Raw genomic sequence first — 14,712 nt, forward strand, 5'->3', positions numbered from 1 at the left:
ATGTCCATCGCCGTCAATGTGAATGACACCACTAACTCGGGCGTAACCAGTACCAGCTCTACCAGCTCCAGCTCCCTGACGGGGAGCAGTGCCTCCGATCTGCAAAGCAGCTTCCTGACGCTGCTGGTGGCGCAGCTGAAGAACCAGGATCCAACCAACCCGATGCAGAACAACGAACTGACCACGCAGCTTGCGCAGATCAGTACCGTTAGCGGCATTGAAAAGCTCAACACCACGCTTGGCTCAGTATCTGGCCAAATCGACAGCAGCCAGTCGCTTCAGGCGGCGAACCTGATTGGTCACGGCGTTATGATCCCTGGCATGATGGTGCTTGCCGGCAGCACCACCACCGATGGCTCGACAACCACCTCTACTACACCGTTTGGCGTCGAGCTGCAACAGGCTGCTGACAAAGTTACCGCCACGATTAAAGACTCCACCGGAGCCGTGGTTCGTACCATTGATATTGGTGCACTGTCGGCCGGTGTTCACACCTTTACCTGGGACGGCAGCGCGACCGATGGCTCCACTGCGCCGAACGGTTCTTACACCGTTTCTATCGCGGCCAGCAGCGGGACCACTCAGCTGGTTGCACAGCCACTTCAGTTTGGCCTGGTGCAGGGCGTGATTAAAGGCAGCGACGGCAACAAACTGGATTTGGGTACCACCGGTACCACCACACTCGACGAAGTTCGGCAGATTATTTAAGCCTTAACACTTATCAGGAGTAAGTCATGGCCTTTTCTCAAGCGGTCAGCGGCCTGAATGCTGCGGCCACCAACCTGGATGTCATTGGCAACAACATCGCCAACTCCGCGACCTACGGTTTTAAATCCGGCTCTGCCTCTTTTGCAGACATGTTTGCCGGTTCCAAAGTAGGCCTGGGCGTTAAAGTTGCAGGCATCACTCAGGACTTTACCGACGGTACCACCACCAACACTGGTCGTGGCCTGGATGTGGCAATCAGCCAGAACGGTTTCTTCCGTATGGTCGATGCGAACGGTTCCGTGTTCTACAGCCGTAACGGCCAGTTCAAACTGGATGAAAACCGTAACCTGGTGAACATGCAGGGTCTGCAACTGACTGGTTACCCTGTTGCGGGCACACCGCCATCGGTACAGACCGGTGCGAACCCACAGCCTATTTCGATTCCGAATACCCTGATGGCCGCGAAATCGACCACCACGGCGACCCAGCAGATCAACCTGAACTCCACGGACGATGTTCCGACAGTTGCATTTGATCCGACCAACGCGGACAGCTACAACAAGAAGGGTTCGGTCACGGTTTATGACAGCCAGGGTAACGAACATAATATGAGCGTTTACTATGTCAAAACCGCGGACAACACCTGGGATCTGTATACCCAGGACTCAAGCGTTGCTAACGCTGCCGTGAGCAAAGCGGCGCAGATGAATTTTGACAACAACGGTAACCTGGCAGGTGTGTATAACTACACCGCGCTTGGCACCACGCCAGAAACCTGGTCATTGGCCACTACTGCCAACACCACCCCGTCTATCAATATCGTTACCGATTCAGTCAGTGGCGCAACGCCTGCATCGTTCAACCTGAGCTTCCTGAACTCCATGCAGCAGAACACCGGTTCCAACAACGTTGTGGCAACCACCCAGAACGGCTACAAGCCGGGTGACCTGGTGAGCTACCAGATTAACGATGACGGCACCGTTGTAGGTAACTACTCCAACGAACAGAATCAGGTTCTGGGTCAGATCGTGATGGCAAACTTCGCTAACAACGAAGGTTTGCAGTCTGAAGGCGATAACGTCTGGTCTGCAACCCAGTCTTCCGGCGTTGCGCTGCTGGGTACAGCAGGAACCGGTAACTTCGGTACGCTGACCAACGGTGCCCTGGAAGCTTCTAACGTTGACCTGAGTAAAGAGCTGGTGAACATGATTGTTGCTCAACGTAACTATCAGTCGAACGCACAGACGATCAAAACTCAGGATCAGATCCTCAACACGCTGGTTAACCTGCGTTAAGCGGCTAACAGGAAAGCGCAATGGATCACGCAATATATACAGCGATGGGCGCCGCAAGCCAGACGCTCAATCAGCAGGCCGTCACCGCCAGCAACCTGGCGAACGCCTCTACACCGGGTTTTCGTGCGCAGCTTAATGCGCTGCGCGCCGTGCCGGTAGAAGGGCTGTCGTTACCTACGCGTACGCTGGTAACGGCCTCAACACCAGGTGCGGATATGACGCCGGGTCAGATGGATTACACCTCGCGTCCACTGGACGTTGCGCTTCAGCAGGACGGCTGGCTGGCCGTGCAAACTGCCGATGGCAGCGAGGGATATACCCGCAACGGTAATATCCAGGTGAGCGCCACCGGGCAACTGACGATCCAGGGACACCCGGTTATGGGTGAAGCTGGCCCGCTTACCGTACCGGAAGGCTCAGAGCTGACCATCGCTGCTGACGGGACCATCTCGGCATTAAACCCAGGTGACCCGGCAAACACCGTTGCGCCTGTCGGTCGTCTGAAGCTGGTTAAAGCGGAAGGTAAAGAAGTGCAGCGTGGTGATGACGGGATGTTCCGTCTGACCCAGGCGGCGCAAGCCACGCGCGGTGCCACATTACAGGCTGATCCGAGTATTCGTGTGATGTCTGGTGTGCTGGAAGGCAGTAACGTCAAACCGGTTGAAGCCATGACCGATATGATCGCCAGTGCCCGTCGTTTTGAAATGCAGATGAAAATTATCAGCAGCGTTGATGAAAACGCGAGCAAAGCTAACCAACTTCTGGCTATGAGTTAACAGGACTTCTTATGATCAGTTCTTTATGGATCGCGAAAACGGGCCTGGACGCACAACAAACCAATATGGACGTTATTGCCAACAACCTGGCAAACGTCAGTACCAATGGTTTCAAGCGTCAGCGCGCCGTGTTCGAAGATTTGCTTTACCAAACTATTCGTCAGCCAGGTGCTCAGTCTTCTGAACAAACCACGCTGCCGTCCGGTTTGCAGATCGGTACCGGTGTTCGTCCGGTGGCGACCGAGCGTCTGCACAGCCAGGGCAACCTGTCTCAGACCAACAACAGTAAAGACGTGGCGATCAAAGGCCAGGGTTTCTTCCAGGTGCAGCTGCCTGACGGAACCTCTGCCTACACTCGCGATGGATCTTTCCAGGTTGATCAGAACGGCCAGCTGGTAACAGCGGGTGGTTTCCAGGTTCAGCCTGCGATCACTATCCCGGCGAACGCCCTGAGTATCACCATCGGACGTGATGGTGTGGTCAGCGTAACGCAGCAGGGGCAGACCAACCCGGTGCAGGTAGGGCAGCTCAACCTGACCACCTTCATGAACGATACTGGTCTGGAAAGCATTGGTGAGAACCTTTACACCGAAACGCAATCCTCCGGTACGCCAAATGAAAGTACGCCAGGCCTGAACGGCGCAGGTTTGTTGTATCAGGGTTATGTCGAAACCTCGAACGTTAACGTTGCGGAAGAACTGGTGAATATGATCCAGGTTCAGCGCGCGTATGAAATTAACAGTAAAGCAGTGTCGACGACCGACCAGATGCTGCAAAAACTGACGCAACTCTAAGGTGTAGCCCGGTGTGGTAACTGCCACACCGGCTCCCTGTTTTCGAAGATGAAGGCAATGCAAAAAAACGCGGCGTTTCGTTATCCAATACTGACTGTGCTGGCTGTTACCCTCAGTGGGTGTGCCTGGGTCCCGTCTAAACCACTGGTTGAGGGTGCGACGACCGCCCAACCCGCTCCTGGCCCTTCGCCAGTTGTGAACGGCTCCATTTTCCAGACCGCCCAGCCGATTAACTATGGCTATCAGCCGCTGTTTGAAGACCGTCGCCCACGTAACGTCGGCGATACCCTGACCATTGTGTTGCAGGAAAACGTCAGTGCGAGCAAGAGTTCGTCGGCGAACGCCAGCCGTGATGGCAAAACTAATTTTGGCTTCGACACCGTACCACGCTATCTGCAGGGCCTGTTTGGCAATGCGCGTGCCGATGTTGATGCATCTGGCGGTAACACCTTTAATGGTAAAGGTGGCGCAAATGCCAGCAACACCTTCAGCGGTACGCTGACGGTGACGGTTGACCAGGTTCTGGTTAACGGCAACTTACACGTAGTGGGTGAAAAACAGATTGCCATCAACCAGGGCACTGAGTTCATTCGTTTCTCCGGTGTGGTTAACCCTCGCACCATCAGCGGCACCAATACCGTACCGTCCACCCAGGTGGCGGATGCGCGCATCGAGTACGTCGGCAACGGCTACATCAACGAAGCGCAAAATATGGGCTGGCTGCAACGCTTCTTCCTTAACTTATCGCCGATGTAAGCGAGGTGACTCATGTTTAAATTCCTCTTCGCAGCGGCGCTGGCGCTGGTGGCTACCTTTGCTCAGGCAGACCGTATTCGCGATCTGACCAGCGTACAGGGCGTACGTGAAAACTCACTGATTGGTTATGGCCTGGTCGTGGGGCTGGACGGTACGGGTGACCAGACCACCCAGACACCGTTCACCACCCAGAGCTTAAACAACATGCTCTCCCAGCTTGGTATTACCGTACCGGCGGGCACGAACATGCAGCTGAAAAACGTGGCCGCGGTAATGGTCACCGCCTCTTTCCCGGCGTTTGCGCGCCAGGGGCAAACCATTGATGTGGTCGTTTCCTCTATGGGTAACGCCAAAAGCCTGCGCGGCGGTACGCTGCTGATGACGCCATTAAAAGGTGTCGATAGCCAGGTGTATGCGCTGGCGCAGGGGAACATCCTGGTCGGTGGGGCGGGTGCATCTGCGGGCGGCAGCAGCGTGCAGGTTAACCAGCTCAACGGCGGACGTATTACCGGCGGGGCAATTATCGAACGTGAACTGCCAACCCAGTTCGGTTCCGGTAACACCATTAACCTGCAACTGAATAATGAAGACTTCACGATGGCGCAGCAAATTGCCGACACCATCAACCGCAGCCGTGGCTATGGCAGCGCAACTGCGCTGGACGCACGTACCGTGCAGATCCGTACCTCTACAGGCAGCAGTAACCAGGTGCGGATGCTGGCGGATATCCAGAATATGGAAGTGAACGTTCCGCTTCAGGATGCCAAAGTCATTATTAACTCGCGTACAGGTTCTGTGGTGATGAACCGTGAAGTGATGCTGGACAGCTGTGCCGTGGCGCAGGGTAACCTCTCGGTGACGGTGAACCGTTCCGCGAACGTCAGCCAGCCGAATACGCCATTTGGTGGCGGCCAGACGGTTGTGACGCCGCAAACGCAGATTGATATGCGCCAGAGCGGCGGTTCGCTGCAAAGCGTGCGCTCCAGTGCCAACCTGAACAGCGTGGTACGTGCGCTGAACGCATTGGGCGCAACGCCAATAGATCTGATGTCCATTCTGCAATCGATGCAAACTGCAGGTTGCCTGCGTGCCAAAGTGGAAATCATCTAATGCTGACCGATAGCAAACTGCTGACCAGTGCCGCCTGGGATGCCCAGTCGCTCAACGAACTGAAAACCAAAGCGGGTAAAGATCCATCGGCGAATATTCGCCCGGTCGCCCGCCAGGTGGAAGGGATGTTTGTACAGATGATGCTGAAAAGTATGCGTGAAACCCTGCCGAAAGACGGGATTTTCAGCAGCGACTCAACGCGACTCTATACCAGCATGTATGACCAGCAGATTGCGCAGCAGATGACGGCCGGGAAGGGCTTAGGTCTGGCTGACATGATTGTGAAACAGACCGAAGCCGCACAGGGTGTGCAGGCACAGGAAGAGCAGCCGCAGCAGGTGCCGATGAAGTTTGACCTGGAAACGGTGACCAGTTATCAGAACCAGGCGCTGACGCAGATGGTGCGTAAAGCGATGCCGAAGGCGACGGATAACAGTGACGAGCCGCTTTCCGGTGACAGCAAGGACTTCCTGGCTCAGCTTTCCCTGCCTGCGCGGCTTGCCAGTGAGCAGAGCGGCGTACCGCATCACCTGATTCTGGCGCAGGCTGCGCTGGAGTCGGGCTGGGGGCAACGTCAGATCCGTAAAGAAAACGGTGAGCCAAGCTTTAACATCTTTGGCGTTAAGGCCAACGCCAACTGGAAAGGGCCAACCACCGAGATAACCACCACGGAATACGAAAACGGCGCTGCCGTGAAAGTGAAAGCGAAATTCCGTGTGTATAGCTCTTATCTGGAAGCCTTGTCGGATTACGTGAACGTTCTGAGCCGCAACCCGCGCTATACCGCCGTGACCCAGGCGGCAACGCCGGAGCAGGGCGCGCAAGCGTTGCAGAATGCGGGCTACGCCACCGATCCAAACTATGCGCGTAAGCTCACCAGTATGATCCAGCAGCTGAAATCAATGGGCGAGAAAGTCAGCAAAGCCTATAGCACAGATCTCGAAAATCTGTTCTGAAAGTTCTCAAGTCCCGGTGGAGGCTGCCGATAACCTTCATCAGGACTCGTGTCTGAAAGTATAAAAGGAACCCCCATGTCCAGTTTGATTAACAGCGCCATGAGTGGCCTCAGTGCTGCACAGGCGGCACTCAATACCGTCAGTAATAATATTTCAAGCTACAACGTGGCAGGTTACACTCGCCAGAACACCATTCTGGGAGCCTCTAACAGCACGCTGACAGGCGGTGGCTGGGTTGGCAACGGGGTTTATGTCTCCGGTGTTCAGCGTGAGTATGATGCATTTATCACTAACCAGCTGCGTGCGGCAGATACCCAGAACAGCGGGCTGACAACGCGTTATCAGCAGATGTCGAAAATTGACGACGTGCTCTCTGATACCACAAACTCGCTGTCCACGACGTTGCAGGACTTCTTTACCAGCCTGCAAACGCTGGTCAGTAACGCAGAAGACCCCGCTGCGCGTCAGACGGTACTCGGCAAAGCCGATGGCCTGGTTAACCAGTTCAAAGTTAACGACCAGTATCTGCGCGATCAGGATAAGCAGGTTAATACCTCTATCACCAGTAGCGTCGACCAGATCAACGCCTACGCGAAGCAAATTGCGAACCTCAACGATCAGATTTCACGTCTGACTGGTGTGGGTGCTGGTTCATCCCCGAACGAACTGCTCGATCAGCGTGACCAGCTGGTCAATAACCTGAACCAGATTGTGGGTGTTGAAGTGGCCGTGCAGGACAGCGGTACTTACAACATCTCCTTCGCGAACGGTTATACCCTGGTTCAGGGAAGCACCTCCAATCAGCTGGCGGCCGTTCAGTCCAGCGCTGATCCTTCGCGTATCACTGTTGCGTATGTAGATGCGGCTTCTGGCAACGTTGAGATCCCGGAAAAACAGATAACCTCCGGTTCTCTGGGCGGGTTGTTAACCTTCCGTTCTCAGGATCTGGATAAAGCACGTAACTCCCTGAACCAGATGGCGCTGGCGTTTGCCGATGCCATGAATATCCAGCATGAAGCCGGGTTTGATGCGAATGGCGATGCGGGCGGCAAACTGTTTGATTATGGATCTCCGTCAGTACTGAGCAACAGCAAAAATACCGGCAGTGCAGCTGTGACGGCGAGCGTAACCGACAGCTCTGCGGTGCAGGCGACTAACTACAAAGTCGAATACAACGGCACGAACTGGACGGTAACGCGTCTGGCGGATAAAACCAGCTTTACCGCAACGGCTGATGCCAGCGGCAACCTGTCGTTTGACGGCCTGAACGTCAACATCAGCGGCTCTGCTAACACCAAAGACAGTTTCGTGGTGAAGCCGGTGAACGACGTCATCATCAATATGGATCTGGCGATTAGCGACGAATCCAAACTGGCAATGGCATCTGCCAGCGGCAGTGGCGATAGCGATAACACTAACGGTCAAAAACTGCTGGATCTGCAAAGCGCCAAAGTGGTTGGTGGCAATAAGACCTTCAACGATGCCTACGCTGCACTGGTCAGTACGGTGGGTAGCACCACTGCATCGCTGAAAACCAGTAGCGAAACGCAGACTAACGTCGTGACGCAGCTGACCAAGCAGCAGCAGTCTATCTCCGGGGTTAACCTGGACGAAGAGTACGGCAACCTGCAACGCTATCAGCAGTATTACCTGGCGAATGCGCAGGTACTTCAGACTGCCAGCACGCTCTTTGATGCGTTAATCAATATTCGCTAAGGACCGGAGTGAAAAATGCGTATTAGCACTCAAATGATGTATGAGCAGAGTATGCGTGGGGTGACAAACTCCCAGAGTCTCTGGCTCGGTTATGGCGAACAGATGTCTACCGGTAAGCGTGTGAACCGCCCATCCGATGACCCGATTGCCGCGTCTCAGGCTGTTGTCCTGTCTCAGGCGCAAACCCAGAACAGCCAGTATACGCTGGCACGTAGCTTTGCAACGACCAAAGTCTCTCTGGAAGAGAACGTGTTGACGCAGGTGACATCGGCTATCCAGAGCGCGCAGGAAAAGATCGTGTATGCGGGCGACGGCACGCTGAGTGATACCGACCGCGCTTCACTGGCGACTGACCTTCAGGGTATCCGCGATCAGCTGATGAACCTGGCAAACAGCACCGACGGTAATGGCCGCTATATCTTTGCCGGTTACAAAACCGAAGCAGCAGCCTTTGATTCAACGACCGGTAATTACGCTGGCGGCACGACGCCTATCAGCCAGCAGGTTGATTCGGCGCGTACCATGCAAATCAGCCATACCGGCACTGAAGTTTTTGATAATTTCACCAGCAGCGCGAAACCAGAGCCAGATGGCAGTGCCCCGGAAACGAACCTGTTCAAGATCCTGGACTCGGCGATTGCCGCGCTGAATACCCCGATTGCCGACGACCAGACCGCGGCTGACGCTCTGACCGCTTCGGTTGGTAAAGCCAACCGTGGCTTGAGCAACTCCCTGGATAACGTCCTGACGGTGCGTGCTGATTTGGGTACGAAGCTGAATGAGCTGGATAAACTGGATGCACTGGGTGATGACCGTGCGCTGGGGCAAACTCAGCAGATGAGCGACCTGGTTGACGTTGACTGGAACTCAGTGATTTCGTCTTACACCATGCAGCAGGCAGCGTTGCAGGCGTCTTATAAAGCCTTCAGCGATATGCAGGGCATGTCTCTGTTCCAGATGAACAAGTAACATCTTGACCTCTTAGAACATGTCTCGAAACTGGACATGTTTTGACTGCCCAATCCGTATCTGGATTGGGCATTTTTTTATAATGCTTCAGCCTGAGCAGACATCACACGGGCGCTTTCAATCAAGCGGATCACCAGTGCAATGGCGCCACACAGGGTTGCCAGCGCTACCACGCCAGACCAGCCTGCCAGAGAGTAGATGTTCGTGCCCGCCACTGAACCCAGCGCCATCCCGATAAAGACCACCGTAAACAGCAGGGCGTTAAGACGACCGCGTGCCTGAGGTTCCAGGCTGTAAACCAGGTTCTGGTGTGCCACCAGGCTCGATTGCAGACCCAGGTCGAAACCGACGGCGGACAGTGCAATCAGGAACAATTGCCCGTGTGTGCCAAGAGCAGGCATCAGGAACATCAGGGCAAAAGAGACGGTCACCAGTACCGCACCAAGCTGGGTGACTTTACCTGCACCCAGTTTGTCCGCCAGCCCTCCCGCCAGCGGTGCGGCCAGTGCACCCGCCGCACCGGCAATACCAAACCCGCCGGCAACGGCGCTGCCCAGGTGATAGCGCTCAAACAGCATTACGGCAAGCGTTGACCAGAACGCACTGAACGCCACGGAAAGGAAACCCTGAGCCAGAGCCGCACGGCGCAGGGCCGGATAACGACGCCACAGGTGCTCCATGGAGCGCATCAGTGCCGGATAGCTGAGTGTTGAGTGGGTCGCAAAACGCGGCAGTACCGCCCACATCACCGCGCCGATAATGGCAATACTGACGGCGGCCAGCTGATACATGACGCGCCAGCCAAAGGCTTCACCCACCACGCCGCTGACGGTACGCGACAGCAAAATACCCAGTAACAAACCGGTCATGACCGTGCCCACGGTTTTCCCTTGTTTACCTTCCGGCGCGAGAATGGCTGCCGCAGGGACGATATCCTGTGCCATGGTTGCGGCCATCCCGATTAACAGGCTTGCCAGCAGCAGGGAATGCAATTGCCCGGTCAGGCTACAGCCCAGTAAGAAGAGGGCCAGTGCGGCACTCTTTATCAGGATTAGCGTTCTGCGGTCATGGCGATCGCCAAGCGGCAGCAGGAAAAGAATACCAAGCGCATAGCCTGTCTGGGTCAGCGTGGGTACCAGACCCATGCCTTCGATGCTTAAATGCAGGTCTGAACCCATCAGGGGCAGCAGAGGCTGGGCATAGTAAATCGATGCCACGCTGAATCCGGCACCCATCGCCAGCATAAAAATAACCCAGCGGCTTACGGCATGGGTGGCAGTTGTTGTGTTCATAAGACGTTCCTCAGTCATAGTGTGAGGACATTTTTTCGCAGTCAGCCTTGTGGTGGTAGACGGCCTGGTGGTAAAACGCTTATACGTTAAACGTATTACCAGTAAAATAATGAAACGAACTGAACGTATAGACAGGGTTGAGTTGATGCGGACGTTTGTGCGCATCGTGGAGTCGGGCTCGTTGTCGGCGGCAGCAAGGCAGCTTGACACAACGCAGGCGACAGTCAGCCGACGTCTGCAATCGCTGGAAACCGTGCTGGGTGTCCGGTTGTTGCTCCGTACCACCCATGCAACTAAATTAACGGATGATGGCGAACGCTGTTATCAACATGCCCGGCGGGTGATTGATAGCTGGCTGGCGCTGGAGGATGAAGTCGGGCAGACCGAAGATGAACCGGTTGGCGTGCTGCGGGTGCGTGCGCCCCATGCTTTCGGGCAGGATCAGCTTCTGAAACCGCTCACGCAATTTTTGCAGCGTTACCCGCAGTTGTCCGTGGAGTGGATGCTCAACGATAAGTCGGTCGACTTCCTGAGCGATAATCTCGACTGTGCCATCCGCGTGGGGGCGGAAATCGATCCGGCGACCGTTTCCGTGTTGCTGGCTGAAGTCCCGCGCTGTGTGGTGGCATCGCCGGAGCTGCTGGCTCAGTTTGCGCCTGTGAAAACACCGGAAGATCTCTCTGCGCTGCCGTGGATTGCGATCAACACCTTCTATCAGCGCCATGTCGAGTTATTCGATGGCGTTTCTGAGTTGCCCGCGCGTGTTGCCATTACCCCAAGACTGAGTACCGATAGCCTGCATGTGGCACGCAATACCGTGCTGAGCGGGCTGGGCGTGGCGGTTGTTTCAAGCTGGACGGTCAAAGAGGATATTCAGGAAGGGCGGCTAGTGCATTTGCTTCCCGGCTGGCAACCTGCGGCGTTGCCTGTGCATCTGGTTTATCCGTGGTCACGCTATTACCCGGCGCGCCTGCGGCGTTTTCTGGAGATGATGCGCCAGGTGATGCCGGACATCGCCGGCATGAGAAAACCCGGGCAGTAGCAATAAAAAAGCCGACCCGAAGGTCGGCTTTTCTTATTTTACGCAGGCTTACTCAACAGACTGTGGGCGGGTAGCCGGTGCAGTCGCCTGTTGCGTTGCACTGTGACCACCGGCAGAGCCTTTGCCGTCGAAGTTAAAGCTCGGACGAACCCAGTCGCTCTGACGAGGCGCTTCCGGAACGTACTCTGGCGCTGGCGCACGCGTCATTGGCGCAGTGGCAACGTGAGCATGGGCAGCCACTTCGACAACCGGTTCAGGCTTCACTTCTGTAACAATGGCTTCGGCAACGACAGGTGCAGGTTCAGCTTTAACTTCAACTGGTGCTTCGGCAACCACGTTTTCAGTGACAGCTTCAACGATCTCTTCAACCGGTGCGGCAGGTTCAACTTCTTCAGCCACCTGCTCAGCAACCACAGTGTCTTCTTCCGCGATGATGTGTACAGCGTCATCAACCGGCGCAGCAATTACTTCCGGATGGGTCGTTTCAACGACAACCGCATGAGGAGCACTCTCAACAGCCTGAGGCTCAACAACCGTTGCTGCTTCTGTTACCACTTCCTGCGCAGCTTCAACTGGAGCGACGATCTCTTCAGCCACAACCGCTTCTTCAACCAGCTGCTCTGGGCGTGCAACCGGATAGCGGATCCAGACTTTACCCGAGGCCATTTCCGGGGAAGCACAGGCTACGGCTAACGGCATTGGCGACTGAGCTGGATAACGTTCGTCACGGTAACGACGGCGACGCTGACCGCTTACGCGCAGGTGACGAGGAGAACGACGGGAGCGACGTGGCATCCCGGCGTTATCTCGGCCTTCAGCGTTTTCATCCTGCTCTGCGCTGTTGTCGACCACGGCTGGCAAGTCTACTTTAGCCAGCTGGGTGTTCGGCGCGATTTCAGCGACGGTTTCAGCAGTGACGATTGCCGTCTCTTCCGTTTGCTCTGACGCAAAACGAACTTTCTGGGACAGCTGACGCGGTTTACGGCGCGGCATAACCTGAGTACGTTCTTCCTGCTCAGTTTCCGGCTGTTCAACAGGCGCTTCGCGGTTCAGGTCTTTAACTTCCTGCTGAGCCTGACGCTTATCGTCGTTACGGCGACGATTACGCTCACGGCGAGGCTGCTGCTCGTCGCGCTGTTTGCTCTTCTCAGACTCATCGCCCGCCTGCTGGCGAATTTCGCGATCTTCAACGTTTGGCTGTTGTTTCTCACGACGGTTGCGACGGTTGTCTTCGCGTTGCTCACGGCCTTCGTTGTTATCGGAACGGTTATCACGGCGCTCGTTACGATCGTTACGATCGTTACGGTCATTGCGATCGCGACGGTTGTTCTGACGTTTACGACGGTCCTGCTGACGCTCTGGTTTCACCTCTTTCGGCGTTTCCTGCACTTGTTCCGGCTGTGTTTCTTCGCCTGCGAACATCTTTTTCAGTGCGCCGAAGAAACGACCCAGAAGACCAGGCTGAGCAGGCTGTGCTTTAACCGCTTCTGGAGCAGGTTTTTGTGCAGCAGGTTTCTCAGTCGGTTTTTCCAGTGCGGTTTCTGGTGGTGCTTCCGGCATGATGAAGGTCGCTAATGCAGGCTGCTCAGGCAGTTTGCGTTCGGCAGGCTCTTCATCAGCAGGCAACGCCATCTCTTCTTCGTGCAGCTTAGGCAGAAGGTAGCTCAGCGTAGAGGTTTCTTCGCCTTTACGGACGCGAAGCACATGGTAGTGCGGGGTCTGCATCTGGTCGTTTGGCACGATGATGCAGCGCACGCCGCCCTGACGCGCTTCGATTGCACTGACTGCCGCGCGTTTTTCGTTCAGCAGGTAAGAGGCAATCGGCACCGGAACAATGGCGTGGACTTCTTTGGTGTTCTCTTTCAGCGCTTCTTCTTCGATCAGACGCAGAATAGACAGGGACAGTGATTCGTTGTCACGAACGGTACCTGTACCAGAACAGCGTGGGCAGACGTGATGGCTGGACTCACCCAGTGATGGGCTAAGACGCTGACGGGACATCTCCAGCAGGCCAAAACGAGAGATATGGCTAATCTGGATACGCGCACGATCCTGACGTACCGCTTCACGCAGACGGTTTTCAACCGCACGCTGGTGGCGTACAGGGGTCATGTCGATGAAGTCGATAACAATCAGGCCACCCAGGTCGCGCAGGCGCAACTGGCGGGCGATTTCATCGGCTGCTTCAAGGTTGGTGTTGAAGGCGGTTTCTTCAATATCGCCACCGCGTGTTGCGCGTGCGGAGTTGATGTCGATTGCGGTCAGCGCTTCAGTGGTATCGATAACGATAGAACCACCGGATGGCAGGCGCACTTCACGCTGGAAGGCGGACTCAATCTGGGATTCAATCTGATAATGGCTGAACAGCGGGATTTCACCGGTGTACAGTTTGATTTTGCTGGTGAAATCCGGGCGACCCAGTGCCGCGATGTGCTGGCGAGCCAGCTCAAGCACTTTCGGGTTATCAATCAGAATTTCGCCGATGTCCTGACGCAGATAGTCACGGAAAGCACGCACGATGACGTTACTTTCCTGGTGGATCAGGAATGGAGCTGGGCGGCTTTCAGCTGCTTTCTGGATAGCTTCCCAGTGCTTCAGGCGGAAGCTTAAGTCCCACTGCAAGGCTTCGGCAGATTTGCCCACGCCTGCGGTACGAACGATAAGCCCCATGCCATCCGGCAGCTCAAGGCTTGCCAGCGCTTCTTTCAGCTCGGTACGGTCGTCGCCTTCGATACGGCGAGAGATACCACCCGCACGCGGGTTGTTTGGCATCAGTACCAGATAGCTGCCTGCCAGGCTGATAAAGGTGGTCAGCGCAGCGCCTTTATTGCCACGTTCTTCTTTATCAATCTGAACAATAACTTCCTGACCTTCGCGCAGAACATCTTTGATGTTCGGGCGACCGTGGGAGTTATAGTTGGCAGGGAAGTATTCGCGAGCAATTTCTTTAAGAGGAAGGAAACCGTGACGCTCAGCGCCGTAATCGACGAATGCAGCTTCAAGGCTTGGTTCAATGCGGGTGATTTTGCCTTTGTAAATGTTCGCTTTTTTCTGTTCGTGTCCAGGACTTTCGATATCCAGATCGTACAGGCGCTGCCCATCCACAAGGGCGACACGCAACTCTTCTTGCTGAGTTGCGTTGATTAACATTCTTTTCATCGTAACTTACTCATTATTCTTACATTGACGACAAAGCTGCGGGCAAGGTGACGCTTTCCGGGGTATGAACCGATGGCCTCGTGTCTATTCACGTCGCCAACCTCACGGTTGTCGCCCGCTTAAGAGGCGCAGAGTGTCG

12 protein-coding genes are annotated in these 14,712 nt (G+C 55.4%); 10 read left to right on the forward strand and 2 right to left on the reverse strand.

All coding sequences use genetic code 11. The features are described 5' to 3' along the window. From flgD to flgL, 9 genes are all read left to right on the forward strand, one after another. A complete protein-coding gene (gene flgD / locus ACT9TW_RS14035; protein WP_446492761.1) occupies positions 1-708 on the forward strand; it encodes a flagellar hook assembly protein FlgD in 708 nt (235 codons plus the stop codon). Positions 709-734: 26 nt separating this feature from the next. Further along, complete coding sequence (gene flgE / locus ACT9TW_RS14040; protein WP_446492762.1) at positions 735-2,003, forward strand: flagellar hook protein FlgE; 1,269 nt, start codon at positions 735-737, stop codon at positions 2,001-2,003. A 20-nt stretch (positions 2,004-2,023) separates the two neighbouring features. Next, entirely contained in the window at positions 2,024-2,779 is a 756-nt protein-coding gene (locus tag ACT9TW_RS14045; RefSeq protein WP_109081055.1) for a flagellar basal body rod protein FlgF, read from the forward strand. Between the two features lie 11 nt (positions 2,780-2,790). Then, positions 2,791-3,573, forward strand: coding sequence for a flagellar basal-body rod protein FlgG (gene flgG, locus ACT9TW_RS14050; protein ID WP_014069773.1), 783 nt, complete (start codon positions 2,791-2,793; stop codon positions 3,571-3,573). Between the two features lie 57 nt (positions 3,574-3,630). Next, positions 3,631-4,329 (forward strand): flagellar basal body L-ring protein FlgH, encoded by a 699-nt coding sequence (gene flgH / locus ACT9TW_RS14055; protein WP_446492763.1) that lies wholly within the window; start codon positions 3,631-3,633, stop codon positions 4,327-4,329. Positions 4,330-4,341: 12 nt separating this feature from the next. Beyond that, complete coding sequence (locus tag ACT9TW_RS14060; RefSeq protein ID WP_182060453.1) at positions 4,342-5,439, forward strand: flagellar basal body P-ring protein FlgI; 1,098 nt, start codon at positions 4,342-4,344, stop codon at positions 5,437-5,439. Then, the gene (gene flgJ / locus ACT9TW_RS14065) at positions 5,439-6,395 is read left to right on the forward strand and encodes a flagellar assembly peptidoglycan hydrolase FlgJ (protein ID WP_315688312.1); all 957 of its coding nucleotides are present in this window, start codon (positions 5,439-5,441) and stop codon (positions 6,393-6,395) included. The genes ACT9TW_RS14060 and flgJ overlap by 1 nt, the downstream gene beginning before the upstream one ends. Positions 6,396-6,470: 75 nt before the next feature. After that, positions 6,471-8,111 carry a flagellar hook-associated protein FlgK gene (gene flgK / locus ACT9TW_RS14070; RefSeq protein WP_446492764.1) on the forward strand — a complete coding sequence of 547 codons (1,641 nt, stop codon included), beginning with the start codon at positions 6,471-6,473 and terminating at the stop codon, positions 8,109-8,111. Positions 8,112-8,126: 15 nt separating this feature from the next. Next, complete coding sequence (flgL, locus tag ACT9TW_RS14075) at positions 8,127-9,080, forward strand: flagellar hook-associated protein FlgL (protein WP_446492765.1); 954 nt, start codon at positions 8,127-8,129, stop codon at positions 9,078-9,080. A gap of 77 nt (positions 9,081-9,157) precedes the next feature. Here flgL and ACT9TW_RS14080 read toward each other — a convergent pair whose 3' ends face one another. Then, complete coding sequence (locus ACT9TW_RS14080) at positions 9,158-10,372, reverse strand: MFS transporter (RefSeq protein ID WP_446492766.1); 1,215 nt, start codon at positions 10,370-10,372, stop codon at positions 9,158-9,160. A gap of 109 nt (positions 10,373-10,481) precedes the next feature. Between ACT9TW_RS14080 and ACT9TW_RS14085 the strand changes: the two genes are divergently transcribed. Beyond that, positions 10,482-11,414: a LysR family transcriptional regulator gene (locus ACT9TW_RS14085; RefSeq protein ID WP_446492767.1), complete on the forward strand. Its 933-nt coding sequence runs from the start codon at positions 10,482-10,484 to the stop codon at positions 11,412-11,414. Positions 11,415-11,462: 48 nt separating this feature from the next. Here ACT9TW_RS14085 and rne read toward each other — a convergent pair whose 3' ends face one another. Continuing rightward, the gene (rne, locus tag ACT9TW_RS14090; RefSeq protein WP_446492768.1) at positions 11,463-14,573 is read right to left on the reverse strand and encodes a ribonuclease E; all 3,111 of its coding nucleotides are present in this window, start codon (positions 14,571-14,573) and stop codon (positions 11,463-11,465) included. Positions 14,574-14,712: the final 139 nt, after the last annotated feature.

The organism is Enterobacter sp. C4G1 (assembly GCF_052886895.1).

Coding starts and splice junctions, on each gene's coding strand:
- flgG (WP_014069773.1), top strand. CDS start 2,791: ATGATCAGTTCTTTATGGATCGCGAAAACGGGCCTGGACGCACAACAA.
- flgJ (WP_315688312.1), top strand. CDS start 5,439: ATGCTGACCGATAGCAAACTGCTGACCAGTGCCGCCTGGGATGCCCAG.
- ACT9TW_RS14060 (WP_182060453.1), top strand. CDS start 4,342: ATGTTTAAATTCCTCTTCGCAGCGGCGCTGGCGCTGGTGGCTACCTTT.
- flgH (WP_446492763.1), top strand. CDS start 3,631: ATGCAAAAAAACGCGGCGTTTCGTTATCCAATACTGACTGTGCTGGCT.
- flgK (WP_446492764.1), top strand. CDS start 6,471: ATGTCCAGTTTGATTAACAGCGCCATGAGTGGCCTCAGTGCTGCACAG.
- ACT9TW_RS14045 (WP_109081055.1), top strand. CDS start 2,024: ATGGATCACGCAATATATACAGCGATGGGCGCCGCAAGCCAGACGCTC.
- ACT9TW_RS14085 (WP_446492767.1), top strand. CDS start 10,482: ATGAAACGAACTGAACGTATAGACAGGGTTGAGTTGATGCGGACGTTT.
- flgD (WP_446492761.1), top strand. CDS start 1: ATGTCCATCGCCGTCAATGTGAATGACACCACTAACTCGGGCGTAACC.
- ACT9TW_RS14080 (WP_446492766.1), bottom strand. CDS start 10,372: ATGAACACAACAACTGCCACCCATGCCGTAAGCCGCTGGGTTATTTTT.
- flgE (WP_446492762.1), top strand. CDS start 735: ATGGCCTTTTCTCAAGCGGTCAGCGGCCTGAATGCTGCGGCCACCAAC.
- rne (WP_446492768.1), bottom strand. CDS start 14,573: ATGAAAAGAATGTTAATCAACGCAACTCAGCAAGAAGAGTTGCGTGTC.
- flgL (WP_446492765.1), top strand. CDS start 8,127: ATGCGTATTAGCACTCAAATGATGTATGAGCAGAGTATGCGTGGGGTG.